This window comes from Pseudomonas sp. NPDC087612 (genome assembly GCF_044743505.1).
In the GTDB taxonomy this organism is placed as follows: domain Bacteria; phylum Pseudomonadota; class Gammaproteobacteria; order Pseudomonadales; family Pseudomonadaceae; genus Aquipseudomonas.
In genome coordinates, this window is the sequence record NZ_JBIUWO010000011.1 from 8167 (window position 1) to 25522 (window position 17356).

General features: G+C 62.8%; 12 protein-coding genes and 1 pseudogene. 12 read left to right on the forward strand and 1 reads right to left on the reverse strand.

Annotated elements, in window-relative coordinates; genetic code table 11:
- The 4 genes and pseudogenes from ACIOVF_RS21770 to bfr all read left to right on the forward strand — a co-directional run.
- Positions 1-545 (forward strand): annotated as a pseudogene (locus ACIOVF_RS21770) (DNA-directed RNA polymerase subunit alpha C-terminal domain-containing protein); the annotation flags it as partial.
- A 43-nt stretch (positions 546-588) separates the two neighbouring features.
- Positions 589-975, forward strand: a complete 387-nt coding sequence (gene rplQ / locus ACIOVF_RS21775; RefSeq protein ID WP_002555463.1) for a 50S ribosomal protein L17 — start codon at positions 589-591, stop codon at positions 973-975.
- Between the two features lie 173 nt (positions 976-1148).
- Positions 1149-2597 carry a catalase gene (locus ACIOVF_RS21780; RefSeq protein ID WP_401292400.1) on the forward strand — a complete coding sequence of 483 codons (1449 nt, stop codon included), beginning with the start codon at positions 1149-1151 and terminating at the stop codon, positions 2595-2597.
- A gap of 155 nt (positions 2598-2752) precedes the next feature.
- The gene (gene bfr / locus ACIOVF_RS21785; protein WP_045200027.1) at positions 2753-3217 is read left to right on the forward strand and encodes a bacterioferritin; all 465 of its coding nucleotides are present in this window, start codon (positions 2753-2755) and stop codon (positions 3215-3217) included.
- Between the two features lie 60 nt (positions 3218-3277).
- Here the strand turns inward: bfr and uvrA are convergent, their stop codons facing one another.
- Positions 3278-6112 carry an excinuclease ABC subunit UvrA gene (uvrA, locus tag ACIOVF_RS21790; protein WP_045200024.1) on the reverse strand — a complete coding sequence of 945 codons (2835 nt, stop codon included), beginning with the start codon at positions 6110-6112 and terminating at the stop codon, positions 3278-3280.
- A 129-nt stretch (positions 6113-6241) separates the two neighbouring features.
- On the opposite strand from uvrA, the gene ACIOVF_RS21795 reads away from it, so the two are divergent.
- The 8 genes from ACIOVF_RS21795 to selB all read left to right on the forward strand — a co-directional run bounded on the left by ACIOVF_RS21795 (position 6242) and on the right by selB (position 17353).
- Positions 6242-7636 carry an MFS transporter gene (locus ACIOVF_RS21795; RefSeq protein WP_045200021.1) on the forward strand — a complete coding sequence of 465 codons (1395 nt, stop codon included), beginning with the start codon at positions 6242-6244 and terminating at the stop codon, positions 7634-7636.
- Positions 7637-7645: 9 nt separating this feature from the next.
- Complete coding sequence (locus ACIOVF_RS21800; RefSeq protein ID WP_045200019.1) at positions 7646-8158, forward strand: single-stranded DNA-binding protein; 513 nt, start codon at positions 7646-7648, stop codon at positions 8156-8158.
- 207 nt (positions 8159-8365) lie between these two features.
- Positions 8366-11431, forward strand: coding sequence for a formate dehydrogenase-N subunit alpha (fdnG, locus tag ACIOVF_RS21805; RefSeq protein ID WP_401292407.1), 3066 nt, complete (start codon positions 8366-8368; stop codon positions 11429-11431).
- Positions 11431-12381, forward strand: coding sequence for a formate dehydrogenase subunit beta (fdxH, locus tag ACIOVF_RS21810; RefSeq protein ID WP_401292410.1), 951 nt, complete (start codon positions 11431-11433; stop codon positions 12379-12381). The genes fdnG and fdxH overlap by 1 nt, the downstream gene beginning before the upstream one ends.
- Positions 12378-13031 carry a formate dehydrogenase subunit gamma gene (locus ACIOVF_RS21815; RefSeq protein WP_045200010.1) on the forward strand — a complete coding sequence of 218 codons (654 nt, stop codon included), beginning with the start codon at positions 12378-12380 and terminating at the stop codon, positions 13029-13031. Before fdxH ends, ACIOVF_RS21815 begins: the two co-directional genes overlap by 4 nt.
- A 4-nt stretch (positions 13032-13035) precedes the next feature.
- Positions 13036-13959 carry a formate dehydrogenase accessory protein FdhE gene (fdhE, locus tag ACIOVF_RS21820; protein WP_195885141.1) on the forward strand — a complete coding sequence of 308 codons (924 nt, stop codon included), beginning with the start codon at positions 13036-13038 and terminating at the stop codon, positions 13957-13959.
- 62 nt (positions 13960-14021) lie between these two features.
- Positions 14022-15437, forward strand: a complete 1416-nt coding sequence (gene selA / locus ACIOVF_RS21825) for an L-seryl-tRNA(Sec) selenium transferase (RefSeq protein WP_401292414.1) — start codon at positions 14022-14024, stop codon at positions 15435-15437.
- Entirely contained in the window at positions 15434-17353 is a 1920-nt protein-coding gene (gene selB, locus ACIOVF_RS21830; protein WP_401292417.1) for a selenocysteine-specific translation elongation factor, read from the forward strand. The genes selA and selB overlap by 4 nt, the downstream gene beginning before the upstream one ends.
- Positions 17354-17356: the final 3 nt, after the last annotated feature.

The window sequence follows — 17356 nt, forward strand, 5'->3', positions numbered from 1 at the left end:
AATCATAATCCATACAAAAAGATTAACACTAAATCCACATCATACGTCTCATCAACCTCTAAACTTCGTTCAGCCCGGTTCGCCGTATCGCATACGTGGTGGAAAACGCCCGTGTCGAGCAGCGTACCAACCTGGACAAGCTGGTAATTGATCTGGAAACCAACGGTACCCTGGATCCTGAAGAGGCCATCCGTCGTGCCGCAACCATCCTGCAACAGCAGCTGGCTGCGTTCGTCGACCTCAAAGGTGACAGTGAACCAGTGGTAGTCGAACAGGAAGACGAGATCGATCCGATCCTGCTTCGTCCGGTTGACGATCTGGAATTGACCGTGCGTTCGGCCAACTGCCTTAAGGCGGAGAACATTTACTACATCGGCGACCTGATTCAGCGCACCGAAGTAGAACTGTTGAAGACTCCGAACCTGGGCAAGAAATCCTTGACCGAAATCAAGGACGTTCTGGCCTCCCGTGGTCTCTCCCTCGGCATGCGCCTCGACAACTGGCCGCCTGCAAGTCTTAAGAAGGACGACAAGGCGACTGCCTGATCGTCGTAATCACCGAACGTAGTGTTTGGTAAGGAATGAACCCATGCGTCATCGTAAAAGTGGACGTCACCTGAGCCGTACTAGCTCTCACCGTAAGGCCATGTTCCAAAACATGGCGGTGTCGCTGTTCGAGCACGAGCTGATCAAAACTACTCTGCCAAAAGCCAAGGAACTGCGCCGCGTTGCCGAGCCGCTGATCACCCTGGCCAAGGAAGACAGCGTTGCTAACCGTCGTCTGGCTTTCGACCGTACCCGTTCGAAAGAAATCGTCGGCAAGCTGTTCAACGATCTGGGCAAGCGCTATGCCACCCGTCAGGGCGGCTACCTGCGTATCCTCAAGTGCGGCTTCCGCGCTGGCGATAACGCACCTATGGCGTACGTCGAGCTGGTTGATCGTCCTGTTGGTGGCTCGGTTGAAGCTGCTGAGTAAGGCGAACAGTCTGTAACAAGAAACCGGGCCTAGTGCCCGGTTTTTTGTGTCTGTATGTATTGTAATAATCTATTGATCTGAGTCAGGCAATGAATTTGTTGTTGTCATAGTTGTGGTCGATACTCCTCCCAAGCCGATTAGCCGGCCGTTCAAGACCGATAGGGAGAGAGAGCATGAGCCAGAACAAAATACTGACCACCGCCAGCGGCGCCCCGGTAGCCGACAACCAGAATTCGCGTTCGGCAGGCCCACGCGGCCCGCTGTTGCTGGATGACTTCCATCTCATCGAGAAGCTCGCGCATTTCAACCGCGAGAACATCCCTGAACGCCGCGTACACGCCAAAGGCTCGGGTGCCTATGGCACCTTCACCGTTACCCGTGATATCACCCAGTACAGCTGCGCCAAGCTTTTCAGCAATGTTGGCAAGCAGACCGAGACCTTCCTGCGTTTCTCCACCGTCGGTGGCGAGCGGGGGTCGGCGGATACCGAGCGCGACCCGCGTGGTTTTGCCCTGAAGTTCTACACCGAGGAAGGCAACTGGGACATCGTTGGCAACAACACCCCGGTGTTCTTCATCCGTGACCCGCTGAAATTCCCCGACTTTATCCACACCCAGAAGCGCCTGCCGCAAAGCAACCTGAAGAGCGCGCAGATGATGTGGGACTTCTGGTCGCACTCGCCTGAAGCGCTGCACCAGGTCACCATCCTGTTCTCCGACCGCGGCATTCCGGACGGCTACCGGCACATGCATGGTTTTGGCAGCCATACCTACAGCCTGATCAACGCTCAGGGGCAGCGCACTTGGGTCAAATGGCACTTCAAGACCAAACAGGGCATCAAGAACCTGGCTCCTGCCGAGGCTGCTCGCCTTGCCGGTACCGATCCGGATTACGCCCAACGCGACCTGTTCGAAGCGATCGAGCGCGGTGACTTCCCGAAATGGGCCGTGTGCATCCAGGTCATGAGCGAAGAAGAAGCGGCCAGCCGCGACGAGAACCCGTTCGACGTGACCAAGACCTGGTCGCAGAAGGACTACCCGCTCATCGAGATCGGCGAACTGGAACTCAACCGCAACCCGCTGAACTACTTTGCCGAAGTCGAGCAAGCCGCGTTTGGCCCGAGCAACATGGTGCCGGGTGTCGGCCTGTCGCCAGACCGCATGCTGCAGGGACGCGTGTTCGCTTACGCAGACGCCCATCGCTACCGCGTCGGTACCAACCACCAGCAACTGCCGGTAAACGCCCCACGCAGCCCGGTAAACAGCTACCAGCGTGATGGTTCTATGGCGTTTGGCAGCAACGGTGGTGCGGCGCCTAACTATGAGCCGAACAGCTACGCCAATGCGCCCAAGCAAGCGCTGCAGTACGCTGAGCCGCCACTGGCGCTCAACGGTGTCGCCGATCGTTACGATCACCGCGAAGACACCGACTACTACAGCCATGCCGGTGCGCTGTTCCGCCTGATGAACCCGGAGCAGAAGGCGCTGCTGATCAGCAACATCGCCGGCGCCATGGGCGGAGTTTCTGAAGAGGTGGTCCAGCGTCAGTTGCAGCACTTCTTCAAGGCCGATCCGGCCTATGGCGAAGGGATTGCCAAGGCTTTGGGCATAAATCTCGCCTAAGTCGAAGTGATAAGAAGAACCGCCCTCATTTGGGCGGTTTTTCAATGAATATCACTACCGTTTACCCGCTTTTTTGCACTTTTTTGCCCAATTCTCAGTGACCTTCCGGTCATCCTGGTTCAAACTATGACTTTCACACAGGGAGAGGCAGGGCGATGCAAGGTCACCCGGACGTAATCGATTATCTCAACACGTTGCTGACGGGCGAACTGGCGGCACGTGACCAATATTTCATCCACTCGCGGATGTACGAGGACTGGGGCTTGAGCAAGCTCTACGAGCGTATCAACCACGAAATGGAAGAAGAGGCGCAACACGCCGATGCCCTGATGCGTCGTATCCTCATGCTCGAAGGCACCCCGCGCATGCGTCCTGATGACCTGGACGTCGGCACCACCGTGCCGGACATGATCGCCGCCGACCTGCGCCTGGAGTACAAGGTGCGCGCTGCACTGTGCAAAGGCATCGAGCTGTGCGAACTGCACAAGGATTACATCAGCCGCGACATCCTGCGCCTGCAGCTGGCCGATACCGAAGAAGATCACACCTACTGGCTGGAAAAACAGCAGGGCCTGATCAAGTCGATCGGTCTGGAGAACTACCTGCAATCGCAGATGTAATTTTCCGGAACAAAAAAAGCCCCGCCAGTGCGGGGCTTTTTTATTTGCGAGCGGGCCGAATCAGGCGCGGTCACGTTCCAGCAGCGGCTTGAGGTAGTAGCCGGTATACGACTGCTTCATCTCGGCCACTTGTTCCGGTGTACCGAAGCCGATGATCTGTCCGCCTTTGGAACCGCCCTCGGGGCCGAGGTCGACGATCCAGTCGGCAGTCTTGATCACGTCCAGGTTGTGCTCGATCACCACTACGGTGTTGCCGTGATCGCGCAGGCGGTGCAGCACATCGAGCAACTGCTGGATATCGGCAAAGTGCAGGCCGGTAGTCGGTTCGTCGAGGATGTACAGGGTTTTGCCGGTATCGCGCTTGGACAGCTCGCGTGACAGCTTGACCCGCTGCGCCTCGCCACCGGAGAGCGTGGTCGCCGACTGCCCGAGCTTGATGTAGGACAGACCGACATCCATCAGTGTCTGCAGCTTGCGCGCCAGCGCCGGTACCGCGTCGAAGAACTCGCGGGCTTCCTCGATGGTCATTTCCAGGACCTCGTGGATGTTCTTGCCCTTGTACTTGATCTCCAGGGTTTCGCGGTTGTAGCGCTTGCTCTTGCACACATCGCACGGCACGTAGATGTCCGGCAAGAAGTGCATCTCGACCTTGATCAGGCCGTCGCCCTGGCACGCTTCGCAGCGCCCGCCCTTGACGTTGAACGAGAAACGACCCGGGCCGTAGCCGCGCGAGCGCGACTCCGGCACGCCGGAGAACAGCTCGCGAATTGGTGTGAACAGCCCGGTGTAGGTCGCCGGGTTCGAGCGCGGGGTGCGGCCGATCGGGCTCTGGTCGATGTCGACCACCTTGTCCAGGTGCTGCAGGCCATCGCAGCTGTCGTGCGGCGCCGCTTCCAGGGTGCTGGCACCGTTGAGGGCGGTGGCGCTGAGCGGGAACAAGGTGTTGTTGATCAGGGTCGATTTGCCGGAGCCGGACACGCCAGTCACGCACGTCAGCAGGCCGATCGGAATTTCCAGGTCGACGTTCTGCAGGTTGTTGCCGCGCGCGCCCTTGAGCTTGATCGAGAGCTTCTTGTTACGCGGCGTACGCTTGGCCGGTACGGCAATCTTCACTCGGCCAGACAAGTACTTGCCGGTCAGCGAGTCCGGATGGGCCATGACCTCGGCCGGGGTGCCTTCGGCGACGATCTGGCCGCCATGCACGCCGGCGCCCGGGCCAATGTCGACGACGTAGTCGGCCAGGCGAATGGCGTCCTCGTCATGCTCGACCACGATCACCGTGTTGCCGATGTCGCGCAGGTGATTGAGGGTGCCGAGCAAGCGGTCGTTGTCGCGCTGGTGCAGGCCGATGGACGGCTCGTCGAGGATGTACATGACCCCGACCAGGCCGGCGCCGATCTGGCTGGCCAGGCGGATGCGCTGGGCTTCACCGCCGGAGAGGGTATCGGCGCTGCGATCGAGGGTCAGGTAGTCGAGACCGACGTTGACCAGAAACTGCAGGCGCTCGCAGATTTCCTTGAGGATCTTGTCGGCAATTTCGCCCCGGCGACCGGTCAGCTTGAGGCCACCGAAGTAACCGCTGGCATCGCCGATCGGCAGGCAAGTGACTGCCGGCAGGGTCTTCTCGCCGACCCACACGTGCCGCGCTTCACGGCGCAGGCGCGTGCCACGGCAATCCGGGCAGGGCTGGGTGCTGAGGAACTTGGCCAGCTCTTCGCGCACGGTCGCCGACTCGGTCTCGCGGTAGCGGCGTTCCAGGTTCGGCACGATGCCTTCGAACGGGTGCGAGCGCTTGACGATGTCGCCGCGGTCGTTGAGGTATTTGAAATCAACGTTCTGCTTGCCGCTGCCGTGGAGGATGACTTTCTGCTGCTCGGCCGGTAGTTCGCCGAAGGGGATCTCGAGGCTGAAGTCATAATGCGCGGCCAGCGAGCCGAGCATCTGGAAGTAATAGACGTTGCGCCGGTCCCAGCCGCGAATCGCACCTTCAGCCAGGGTCAGCTCGCTATTGACCAGGCGCTTGATGTCGAAGAACTGCTTGACCCCCAGGCCGTCGCAGGTCGGGCAGGCGCCGGCCGGGTTGTTGAAGGAGAACAGCTTGGGCTCCAGCTCGCTGATCGCATGGCCGCAGATCGGGCAGGCGAAGCGGGCGGAGAAGATCATTTCTTCGAACGGTTGGTCGTCCATCGAAGCGACCAGGGCGATGCCGTCGGCCAGTTTCAGCGCGGTTTCGAACGACTCGGCCAGGCGCTGCTGCAGGTCATCACGCACCTTGAAGCGGTCGACGACTACTTCGATGGTGTGTTTTTTCTGCTTGTCGAGCTTGGGCAGTTCATCGAGCTCGAACAGCTTGCCGTTGACCCGCGCGCGGACGAAGCCCTGGGCGCGCAGCTCTTCGAATACCGCCAGGTGTTCACCCTTGCGCTCGCGAATCACCGGCGCCAGCAGCATCAGCTTGCTGCCTTCGGGCTGGGCCAGGACCAGGTCGACCATCTGGCTGACGGTCTGCGCTTCCAGCGGGATGTCGTGGTCCGGGCAGCGCGGGGTACCGACGCGGGCGTAGAGCAGGCGCAGGTAGTCGTAGATTTCGGTGATGGTGCCGACGGTCGAACGCGGGTTGTGCGAGGTCGACTTTTGCTCGATGGAGATCGCTGGCGACAGGCCTTCGATGGTATCGACGTCGGGCTTTTCCATCATCGACAGGAACTGCCGGGCGTACGCCGACAGGGATTCGACATAACGGCGCTGGCCTTCGGCGTACAGGGTATCGAAGGCCAGGGACGACTTGCCGGAACCGGACAGGCCGGTGATGACGATCAACTTGTCCCGGGGCAGGGTCAGGTCGATGTTCTTCAGGTTGTGGGTACGTGCCCCACGAATCAGGATCTTGTCCACTGCGGCCTCGCTCGGCGGGCATAAACGGTTGAGTATACGGCTCCATGCCATTACGCGGCAAAGCGTCGCGTATATGCCGTTATGCGATGGGACTGGTAGAATCGCCGCCGGTTCACACGAGGTTTATCCATGCACGATCCCCACAGCGAACGCATGAGTGGCAGCGAGACCCGCGCCGCAGGCGGCCTGGCCCTGGTGTTCGCCTTCCGTATGCTGGGCATGTTCATGGTCCTGCCGGTACTGGCGACCTATGGCATGGACCTGGCCGGTGCCACCCCGGCACTGATCGGCCTGGCCATTGGTGCCTACGGCCTGACCCAGGCTTTCCTGCAGATCCCGTTCGGGGTGATTTCCGATCGCATCGGCCGTCGCCCGGTGATTTACCTGGGCCTGGTGATCTTTGCCCTGGGCAGCGTGCTGGCGGCCCAGGCCGACTCGATCTGGGGGGTGATTGCCGGACGCATCCTGCAAGGCGCCGGGGCGATTTCTGCCGCGGTCATGGCCTTGCTCTCGGACCTGACCCGCGAACAGCACCGCACCAAGGCCATGGCCATGATCGGCATGAGCATCGGCCTGTCGTTTGCCGTGGCCATGGTCGTCGGCCCGCTGGTCACCCGTGCCTTTGGCCTCTCGGGGTTGTTCCTGGCCACCGCGGCCATGGCCGTAGTCGGTATTGCGATCATTGCCTTTGTCGTGCCGCCGTCCCACGGCGCGTTGCAGCATCGTGAGTCCGGGGTCGCCAAGCAGGCGCTGATGCCGACCCTGCGCCACCCGGACCTGCTGCGCCTGGACGTGGGCATCTTCGTCTTGCATGCCATTCTGATGGCCAGTTTCATCGCTTTGCCGCTGGCTTTCGTCGAGCGTGGCGGTTTGCCCAAGGAAGAGCACTGGTGGGTGTACCTGACCGCCTTGCTGATTTCATTTTTTGCAATGATCCCGTTCATCATCTACGGCGAAAAAAAGCGCAAGATGAAACGTGTCCTGCTGGGCGCGGTCAGTGTGTTGATGCTCACCGAGCTATTCTTCTGGCTGTCAGCAGACAACTTGCACGAACTGGTGATCGGCACCGTGATATTCTTCACCGCCTTCAACCTGCTGGAGGCATCCTTGCCTTCACTGGTAAGCAAGGTGTCGCCCGCCGGCGGCAAGGGCACGGCCATGGGGGTATATTCCACCAGCCAGTTCCTTGGTGCCGCGTTGGGAGGAATTCTCGGTGGCTGGTTGTTCCAGCACGGTGGCCTGAGCACGGTGTTCCTTGGCTGCGCAGCGTTGTGTGCCCTGTGGTGGGTCGTGGCGCTGAGCATGCGTGAACCGCCGTACGTGACCAGCCTGCGCATGCCGTTATCGGCCGAGGCGGTACGGGAAGCGGGGCTGACCGAGCGGCTGATGGCCGTCCCGGGTGTGACCGACGCAGTGGTGGTGGCCGATGAAGCCGCCATCTATATCAAACTTGATACACAAATTTTGGATCGCACGACCCTGGAACGCCTGGTAAACCCGGCTTCCTCCGCGTGCGAAGCCTAGGAGAACGTTATGGCCCGTGGGGTTAACAAAGTCATTCTGGTCGGTACCTGCGGCCAGGATCCCGAAGTCCGCTACCTGCCCAACGGTAACGCCGTGACCAACCTGAGCCTGGCTACCAGCGAGCAGTGGACCGACAAGCAGACCGGCCAGAAGGTCGAGCGCACCGAATGGCACCGCGTATCGATGTTCGGCAAAGTTGCCGAAATCGCCGGTGAATACCTGCGCAAAGGCTCGCAAGTCTACATCGAAGGCAAGCTGCAGACCCGCGAGTGGGAAAAGGACGGCATCAAGCGTTACACCACCGAAATCGTCGTCGACATGCAGGGCACCATGCAACTGCTCGGTGGCCGCCCGCAGAACCAGGACGGCGCCCCGCAAGGCGGCAACAACTACAACCAGGCGCCACGCCAACAGGCTCCGCGTCCACAGCAGTCCGCGCCGCAACAGCGCCCGGCGCCTCAGCAGGCCGCACCGCAGCCGGCTCCGGACTTCGACAGCTTCGATGACGATATTCCGTTCTGATTCGCCACGCTGACCGCAATACCCTCAAAACGCCCGGTGCATCGCATCGGGCGTTTTGCTTTTTGTCGACCGACAATCCGTTTTCATCCCGCTCCCGGGAATCTTGACTAGAGTGACTGTTGGCAGCCATCAATCTGCCGCCACCGTGATCGTTTCAAGAGACGCCGGCAACGTCCCGCGCGTCCACCACCTGATCAGGAGTGCACGATGGATCTCAACCGTCGGCAGTTCTTCAAGGTCGCAGCAGTTGGCCTTGGAGGCTCGAGCCTGGCAGCGTTGGGCATGGCCCCGACACCTGCCTTCGCCGAGCAGGTGCGCCACTTCAAGCTGGCGCACACTAAGGAAACGCGCAACACCTGCCCCTATTGCTCGGTCGGCTGTGGCCTGATCCTGTACAGCCAGGGGGACGGCGGCAAGAACGTTGCGCAGAACATCATCCATATCGAAGGCGACGCCGACCATCCGGTGAACCGCGGTACGCTGTGCCCGAAAGGCGCCGGCCTGCTCGACTTTATCCACAGCCCCAGCCGCCTGCAGTACCCGCAAGTGCGCAAGCCCGGCAGCAGCGAGTGGACGCGGGTGTCCTGGGATGAGGCGCTGGACCGTATCGCCGATCTGGTCAAGACCGACCGCGACGCCAACTTCATCGAGAAGAACGCCCAGGGGCAGACGGTCAACCGTTGGCTGACCACGGGTTTTTTGGCGGCATCGGCGGCGTCCAGCGAAGCCGGTTACCTGACCCACAAGGTCATTCGCAGCCTGGGCATGCTGGGGTTCGATAACCAAGCGCGTGTCTGACATGGCCCGACGGTGGCAAGTCTTGCCCCGACGTACGGCCGTGGTGCCATGACCAACCACTGGACCGATATCGCCAACGCGAATCTGATCCTGGTGATGGGCGGCAACGCAGCAGAAGCGCACCCGTGCGGCTTCAAATGGGTGACCGAAGCCAAGGCCCATAACAAGGCCCGGCTGATCGTGGTCGACCCGCGGTTTACCCGTACCGCGTCGGTGGCCGATTACTACGCGCCGATTCGCACCGGTAGCGATATCGCCTTCATGGGGGGCCTGATCAATTACCTGCTGAGTAACGACAAGATCCAGCACGAGTACGTGCGCAACTACACCGACGTGTCGTTTATCGTCAAAGCCGGCTTTGGCTTCGAGGATGGCCTGTTCAGTGGCTATGACGCGGCCAAGCGCAGCTACACCGACAAGTCCGGCTGGGGTTACGAGCTGGGTGAGGACGGCTTTGCCAAGGTCGACCCGACCCTGCAGGACCCGCGCTGCGTCTACCAGCTGATGAAGCTGCACTACAGCCGCTACACCGCGGAACTGGCGAGCATGACCTGCGGCATGCCGCAAGACCGCATGCTGAAGATCTGGGAAGAGATCGCCACCTGCTCGCAACCGGGCAAGACCATGACGATTCTCTATGCCCTGGGCTGGACCCAGCACTCGATCGGTGCGCAGATCATCCGCAGTGCGGCGATGGTGCAACTGCTGCTGGGTAACGTCGGCATGCCCGGTGGCGGCGTTAATGCCCTGCGCGGGCACTCCAACATCCAGGGCCTGACCGACCTCGGCCTGCTGTCCAACTCGCTGCCGGGCTACCTGACCCTGCCGGGCGATGCCGAGCAGGATTACGACGCCTACATCGCCAAGCGGGCGCTCAAGCCGCTGCGGCCGGGGCAGCTGTCGTACTGGCAGAACTACGGCAAGTTCCACGTCAGCCTGATGAAGGCCTGGTATGGCGCCAATGCCAGCGCCGAGAACCATTGGGGCTACGACTGGCTGCCGAAGCTGGATATTCCCGGTTACGACGTGCTGAAGATGTTCGACCTGATGGGCCAGGGCAAGGTCAACGGCTACATGTGCCAGGGCTTCAACCCGATTGCCGCGTTGCCGGACAAAAACCGCGTGACTGCGGCCCTGAGCAAGCTCAAGTGGCTGGTGGTGATGGACCCGCTGGCCACCGAGACCTCGGAGTTCTGGCGCAACGTCGGGCCCTATAACGACGTGCAGAGCGAGGCTATCCAGACCGAAGTCATCCGCCTGCCCACCACCTGCTTTGCCGAAGAGGACGGCTCGCTGGTCAACAGCAGCCGCTGGTTGCAATGGCACTGGAAGGGCGCCGACGGCCCGGGGGAAACCCGCACCGACGTGCGCATCATGAGCGAGCTGTTCCTGCGCCTGCGCAAACGCTACCAGGCCGAAGGCGGCGCCTTTGCCGAGCCGCTGCTGAACCTCAGCTGGCCGTACAAGGTGGCCGATGAACCTTCGCCCGAAGAACTGGCCAGGGAACTCAACGGCAACGCCGTCAGCGACCTCACTGATGCCAATGGCGCCACCCTCAAGGCCGGCCAGCAGTTGTCCGGTTTTGCCCAGCTCAAGGATGACGGCAGTACTGCTTCTGGCTGCTGGATCTTCTGCGGCAGCTGGACCGAGCAGGGCAACCAGATGGCCCGGCGCGACAACAGCGACCCGTTCGGCATGAAGCAGAACCTCGGCTGGGCCTGGGCCTGGCCGGCCAACCGGCGGATCCTCTACAACCGCGCCTCGGCTGACCCGCAAGGCAAGCCGTGGGACCCGAACAAGCGCCTGGTGTGGTGGAACGGCAAAGCCTGGGGCGGCACCGATACCCCGGACTACAAGGCCGACGTGCCGCCAGAGGCCGGCATGAACCCGTTCATCATGAACCCTGAAGGGGTGGCACGCTTCTTTGCCGTCGACAAGATGAACGAAGGCCCGTTCCCCGAGCACTACGAGCCTTTCGAAACGCCGATCGGCATCAACCCGCTGCACCCGAACAACAAGCAGGCGACCAGCAACCCGGCCGGGCGCATCTTCGATTCGGTGTGGGACACCCTTGGCCAGGCCAAGGATTTCCCTTACGCGGCGACCAGTTACCGGCTGACCGAGCATTTCCACTTCTGGAGCAAGCACTGCAAGCTCAACGCCATTGCCCAGCCCGAGCAGTTTGTCGAGATCGGCGAAGTGCTGGCGCAAGAGAAGGGCATCGTCGCCGGCGACCGTGTGCGGGTCACTTGCAAGCGCGGGCATATCGAGGCGGTAGCGGTGGTCACCAAGCGCATCCGGCCGTTGCAGGTCAACAACCAGACCGTGCACCAGATCGGCATCCCGCTGCACTGGGGCTTCACCGGTAGTACCCGCCACGGCTACCTGACCAACACCCTGGTGCCGTTCCTCGGTGATGGTAATACGCAGACGCCGGAATCCAAGTCGTTCCTGGTCAACGTGGAGAAAATCTGATGGCTAGCCAAGACATCATCGCCCGTTCGGCCACCACCACGCCGCCCTCGTCGATCCGCCAGCTGGAGGAGGTGGCCAAGCTGATCGACACCACTAAGTGCATCGGTTGCAAGGCCTGCCAGGTGGCCTGTTCGGAGTGGAACGAGCTGCGAGACGAGGTCGGTCACAACCATGGCACCTACGACAACCCCCAGGACCTGAGCGCCGAAACCTGGACGCTGATGCGCTTTACCGAGCACGAAACCGGCGACGGCAACCTGGAGTGGCTGATCCGCAAGGACGGTTGCATGCACTGCGCCGATCCCGGTTGCCTGAAGGCCTGTCCGAGCCCGGGGGCAATCATCAAGCATGCCAACGGCATCGTCGATTTCAACCAGGACCACTGCATTGGCTGCGGCTACTGCATCACCGGCTGCCCGTTCAACATCCCGCGAATCTCGCAGAAGGACCACAAGGCCTACAAGTGCACCCTGTGTTCCGACCGGGTGTCGGTGGGGCTGGAGCCGGCCTGTGTGAAAACCTGTCCGACCGGCGCCATTGTCTTCGGCAGCAAGCAGGACATGAAGGAGCACGCCGCCGAGCGCATCGTCGACCTCAAGTCGCGGGGTTTCGACAACGCCGGCCTGTACGATCCCGATGGTGTCGGCGGTACCCACGTGATGTACGTGCTGCACCATGCCGATACCCCGCGTTTGTACGCGGGCCTGCCGGACCAGCCGATCATCAGCCCGCTGGTAGGCCTGTGGAAAGGCGTGACCAAGCCGCTGGCGCTGCTGGCCATGGGCGCGGCGGTGCTCGCCGGGTTCTTCCACTATGTGCGCGTCGGCCCGCAGCGGGTCGAAGAGGACGAGCACCCGAGCCCTGCGGCTACCAGTGTGCAGGTGGTCGACCCGGCGGTGCATGTCTATGACCCGAACCGGCCGGGCGGGCAAGGGGAGCAACGACCATGAACGACAAACCTATCCTGCGCTACAACGCCAACGAACGGACCAATCACTGGCTGGTGGCGATCCTGTTCATCATGGCCGGGTTGTCGGGGCTGGCACTGTTTCACCCGGCACTGTTCTGGCTCAGCCATCTGTTCGGCGGCGGGCCGTGGACACGGATTTTGCATCCGTTCATGGGCGTGTTGATGTTCGTGTTTTTTGTTGGCCTGGTGCTGCGTTTCTGGCGGGCGAACTACTTCATCGCCAACGACCGCCTATGGCTCAAGCGTATCGACCGGGTGATGCGCAACGAAGAGGAGGGCGTACCGCCAATCGGCAAGTACAACCCCGGGCAGAAGCTGCTGTTCTGGACCTTGCTGCTGTGCATGCTGGTGCTGTTGATCAGCGGCGTGGTGATCTGGCGGGCCTACTTCAGCAGTTATTTCGGTATCGGTTCGATTCGCCTGGCGACCCTGGCGCACGCCCTGGCGGCGTTCGTGCTGGTGCTGAGCATCATCGTCCATATTTACGCCGGGATCTGGATCAAGGGTTCGGTCAGCGCCATGCTGCATGGCTGGGTCAGCCGCGCCTGGGCGAAAAAACACCATGAGCTGTGGTATCGGGAAGTGACCGGCGACAAACAGCCGCCACCGCCGATCAATAAAAAAGGATGAGCGCTTGAGTACTCTTCTGGAACCCGGGCAGATCGAAGCGGCGGCCAGCACGCCGCCGTTTCTCTACCTGCCGCCGAAGAACCTGTTCGCCCTGCGTGCGCAGCGCCTGGAGCAACTGGCCGAGGGCAACCCGCTGGCGGATTACCTGCGTCTGCTGGCCGGCCTCTGCCATGTGCAACAGAGCCTGCTCGACCAGCCGCCTGCCGCAGCTCCTAGCGACAGCGAACGCCAGCGCCTGTGTGTCGAGCATGGCTTGCCGCCGCTGGCTGCCGACAGCCTGGTGCGCGACGGACACTGGCTGGCTTATCTACAGGCGTTGTTGCAGCGCTATCCGGCTTCGAGTGGCGCCGTGGCCGATGCCGTGTCTGTGCTGCAATGCGCCGCCGATGAGCAGCGCAAGCTGTGGGCCATCGCCTTGCTCACAGGTTCATACAGCCTGGTGCCGGCGGCGCTGGTGCCGTTCCTGGGCGCGGCGTTGCAGGCGGCCTGGAGCCATTGGCTGCTGAGCCTGCAGGGGGTCGAACTGAAAGCGGCGGACAGCCTCTGCCAATGCCCGGCCTGTGGCTCGCCGGCCATGGCCGGGGTCATCCGCCATCGCGGCAAGTACAACGGCCTACGTTACCTGGTGTGTTCGCTGTGTGCCTGCGAATGGCATGTGGTGCGGGTCAAATGCGTGTATTGCGAACAGAGCAAGGGCCTCAAGTACTTCAGCTTCGAGGATGACCGTTACGCCAGCGCCAAGGCGCCGCTGCAGGCCGAATGCTGTCCGGGCTGCAACACCTACCTCAAGCATATCTACCTGGAAAACGACGCCGATGCCGAAGCACTGTCGGCCGACCTTGCCAGCCTGGCGCTGGACCTGCGCCTGGATCAGGAAGGCTTCCAGCGCCTGGCGCCGAACCTTTTGCTGGCGCCGGGAGGGGAGTGAGATCGGGTCTACACTGAGGTTTTGCCCATGGCCAGCGCCCACTGAAGTTGAGAACCGTCTGAATGCCGTCCAACCTCGCCAAGCTCCCGATCCGCCTGCCCTCCATCGACACTCTGTTGCGTCACCCCGCCAGCCAGCCGCTGACCGAGCGCTATGGCCGCGACGCGCTGTTGGCGACCTTGCGCCAGTTGCTCGACGACCTGCGCGAGGACGCCCGGCTTGGTCTGCTGGACGCCGCCGAACTGGCCGCGCCGGTGCTGCTCGGCCGCGCTGGCGAGCGCCTGGTGGTTCGCCACCGCAGCCAGGTGCGGCGGGTCTTCAACCTCACCGGCACGGTGCTGCACACCAACCTGGGCCGGGCCTTGCTGCCCGAGGAAGCCATCGACGCCGTGCAACTGGCGGCCCGCTATCCGCTCAACCTCGAGTTCGACCTGGCCAGCGGCAAGCGCGGTGATCGCGATGACCTGATTGAAGGCTTGATCCGCGAGCTCACCGGCGCCGAAGCCGTCACCGTGGTCAACAACAACGCCGCGGCCGTGCTGCTGGCGCTCAACAGCCTCGGTGCGCGCAAAGAGGGGATCATCTCGCGCGGTGAGTTGATCGAGATTGGTGGCGCTTTTCGCATTCCCGACATCATGGCCCGCGCCGGGGTCAAGCTGCATGAGGTGGGCACCACCAATCGCACCCATGCCCGCGATTACGAGGCGGCCATCGGCCCGCGCAGCGGCCTGTTGATGCGCGTGCATTGCAGCAATTACAGCATTCAGGGCTTCACCACCCAGGTGCCGACCGCAGAACTGGCGCGCTTGGCTCATCGCCATGATTTGCCCCTGCTCGAAGACCTCGGCAGCGGCAGCCTGCTCGACTTGAGCCGCTGGGGCCTGCCGGCCGAGCCCACTGTGCGCCAGGCCCTGGCCGATAGCGCCGATCTTGTCACCTTCAGCGGCGACAAGCTGTTGGGCGGGCCACAGGCTGGCATCATTGTCGGGCGCAAGGACTTGATCGCGCGGATCAAAAAGAACCCGCTCAAGCGCGCCTTGCGGGTCGACAAGCTCACCCTCGCAGCGCTTGAGGCGGTGCTGGGCTTGTACCGTAATCCTGATCAACTGGCCGAGCGCCTGCCCAGCCTGCGCCTGCTGACCCGGCCGCAGGCCGAGATCCACCAGCAGGCCGAGCGCTTGCAGCCAGCGTTGGCGCAACAGCTGGGCGAGCAGTGGACGGTCAGCGCAGAGCTTGCATTGGGCATGATCGGCAGTGGCAGCCAGCCGGTGGCGCGCTTGCCCAGTGCGGCCTTGTGTGTGCGCCCGCAGGTGTCCAAGCGCCTGCGCGGTCGCGCCTTGCATGGCCTGGAACGCGCGCTGCGGGCCTTGCCGATTCCAGTGCTCGGGCGCATCGATGACGATGCGCTGTGGCTGGACCTGCGCCAGCTCGATGACGAAACCGCGTGGCTGGCGCAACTGGCGCAGGTGCAGGCGTGATTATCGGTACCGCCGGGCATATCGACCACGGCAAGACCGCTTTGCTCGAGGCCCTGACCGGCCAAGCGGGCGACCAGCGCCGGGAAGAGCGCGAGCGCGGCATGACCATCGACCTCGGCTATCGTTATGCCGCCCTCAGCCCTGGCGCAGCTCTAACCGGCTTTATCGACGTGCCCGGTCACGAGCGGTTTATCCACAACATGCTCGCTGGCGCCCAGGGCATCGACCTGGTGCTGCTGGTCGTGGCCGCCGATGACGGGGTGATGCCGCAGACCCGCGAGCACCTGGCGATCGTCGAGCTGCTGGGTATTCCCCAGGCCTTGGTGGTAATCAGCAAGTGCGACCGGGTCGAGCCGCAGCGGCTGCAGGAAGTGCAAGCCCAGGTCAGCGTGCTGCTGGCTGCCGGGCCGTACGCGGGGGCGGCGCAGTTCGTGGTTTCCAGCGTTACCGGCGAGGGCATCGAGGCGCTGCGTCAGGCCTTGCTGGCGGCTCAGGCTGAGGTTAGCCAGCGCAGCAGCCAGGGCGGTTTTCGCCTGGCCATCGACCGTGCGTTCGCGGTTGCCGGTGCCGGCATCGTGGTCACCGGCACGGCGCTGGACGGGCGTGTGCAACTGGGCGACAGCCTGCTGCTCGGCAAAGCCGGCAAGCCGGTGCGGGTGCGTGGCCTGCATGCGCAGAACCAGGCCGCCGTCGAGGCCCAAGCCGGGCAGCGGGTGGCCTTGAACATCAGTGCCGAACGCCTGGCCCTTGAGCAGATTCACCGTGGTGACTGGCTGCTTGCCGAGTGGCTGCATGCGCCGACCCAGCGCGTGGACATCGAGCTGCAACTGCTGGCCAGCGAACTGCGCGCCTTCGAGCACTTCAGCCCGGTGCATGTGCACCTGGGCACCCAGGATGTCACCGCCCGGGTAGCGTTGTTGCAGGGCGAGCATGTGCTACCGGGCAAGCGCATGTTCGCCCAACTGCTCACCAATGCACCGGTACAGGCGGTGCACGGTGATCGCCTGGTGCTGCGTGACCAGCGTGCGCAACGTACCCTCGGTGGCGGCCGGGTGCTCGATCCCTTTGCACCTGCGCGCCAGCGCCGCAGCGAGGCGCGCATTGCCCAGTTGCAGGCCCTGGCTGGCGCCGACAGCCTTGAGCAGGCCTTGCCGGCGCTGCTGGCCAGTGATGACCTGGGCCTCGACCCGCAACGCCTGGAGCGCCAGTTCAATCGCCTGCGCAGCCGCTGGCAACTGCCGGCCAATGTCCAGGTAATCGCCACTCGCCAAGGCCCGCTGCTGTTCACCGATGAGCATTGGCAAACATTGCAAACGGCGTTGCTGGAGGGGCTGGCGCGGTTTCATGAACAGGAGCCGGACCAGCTCGGTCCTGATCGTGATCGCTTGCGTCGCTTTGTTGGCCTGACCCTTGAGCGCCCGGCCTTCATCAGCCTGGTGGATGAACTACTCGCCAGCGGCAAGTTGGTCAGCAGCGGGCCCTGGCTGCACCTGCCCGAGCACCAGATACGCTTGAGCGATGCTGACTCGCAGCTGTGGAGCCAGGTGCAGCCATTGCTGGTCGAGGGGCTGTTCGACCCGCCCTGGGTACGCGACCTGGCCAGGTCACTACAAGTCGATGAAGCCGAGGTGCGCCTGTTGCTGCGCAAGCTTGGGCGTTTGGGCCAGGTGCACCAGGTGGTGCGCGATCTGTTCTATCCTGAGGCTACGATCCGGCAAATGGCGGCTATGCTCTTGCAGCTGGCCAGCGACGATCCGGTGGTGCAGGTGGCGGCGTTTCGCGATGTGCTGGGGATCGGGCGCAAGCGCAGTGTGCAGGTACTCGAGTACTTCGACCGTATCGGCCTGACCCGGCGTGTCGGTGACCGACGCCAGGTTCGCGCCGACAATGCCCTGGCCCAGGCGCCGGGGCAGTAACCC

Bases quoted from the DNA above. Each gene is read 5' to 3' on its own strand.
- ACIOVF_RS21795 (WP_045200021.1), top strand. From the start codon at position 6,242: ATGCACGATCCCCACAGCGAACGCATGAGTGGCAGCGAGACCCGCGCC.
- bfr (WP_045200027.1), top strand. From the start codon at position 2,753: ATGCAAGGTCACCCGGACGTAATCGATTATCTCAACACGTTGCTGACG.
- fdxH (WP_401292410.1), top strand. From the start codon at position 11,431: ATGGCTAGCCAAGACATCATCGCCCGTTCGGCCACCACCACGCCGCCC.
- ACIOVF_RS21800 (WP_045200019.1), top strand. From the start codon at position 7,646: ATGGCCCGTGGGGTTAACAAAGTCATTCTGGTCGGTACCTGCGGCCAG.
- rplQ (WP_002555463.1), top strand. From the start codon at position 589: ATGCGTCATCGTAAAAGTGGACGTCACCTGAGCCGTACTAGCTCTCAC.
- ACIOVF_RS21780 (WP_401292400.1), top strand. From the start codon at position 1,149: ATGAGCCAGAACAAAATACTGACCACCGCCAGCGGCGCCCCGGTAGCC.
- selA (WP_401292414.1), top strand. From the start codon at position 14,022: ATGCCGTCCAACCTCGCCAAGCTCCCGATCCGCCTGCCCTCCATCGAC.
- ACIOVF_RS21815 (WP_045200010.1), top strand. From the start codon at position 12,378: ATGAACGACAAACCTATCCTGCGCTACAACGCCAACGAACGGACCAAT.